Genomic DNA, 524 nt, shown 5'->3' with positions numbered 1-524 from the left:
CTGAGATTACATTCTGAGATCAGAGACATTCTTATTCATGGTACTTTTATAGCGCTTGAGGCACCAGAAAATGTTATTGCCTACCGTAGAGTATTAAAAGATCAATGGGTAAATATTTATTGTAATTTCAATGATAAAAATGAGAAGGTTAATAGTCATATAAATAAACTATATTTGAGTAATATTAAAGATTTAAATATTGAAAGTGAACATATTGTGCTAAACCCTTACCAAGCGATCATTTTTAAATGACTATCTATTTATGTAAAAATAAAGCGGCAACCTAAAATATGGGTTGCTGAAAAATTAAAATCTATAATGTAGATTACTGTTTATTTATGTTGGGTTTGTTTTAATGTAAAAAATATTCGAATTTTTAAATAACAAAAAAACACACTATAATATTAACTGTAAAGTGGATGGGATTAATGCGCTAATAGTTTAATTATATCATTGTGTTCTTTGTAATGCATTGATAAAAATTGAAAATTTAAATTTTGTAAATGTTTTTTAAGGTGTGATAA

At 25.2% G+C, this 524-nt stretch carries 1 pseudogene; it reads left to right on the top strand.

The annotated features are described in order from the left end of the window. Positions 1-252: pseudogene (locus ABN217_RS20370) on the top strand (glucohydrolase); the annotation flags it as partial. Positions 253-524 lie beyond the last annotated feature (272 nt).

Origin of the sequence: Proteus sp. fly-1067 (assembly GCF_040139345.1) — a bacterium.
In the GTDB taxonomy this organism is placed as follows: Bacteria; Pseudomonadota; Gammaproteobacteria; order Enterobacterales; family Enterobacteriaceae; genus Proteus; species Proteus vulgaris_B.
The sequence above is the reverse complement of the archived record's forward strand: the minus strand, read 5'-3'. Positions and strand labels throughout refer to the sequence as shown.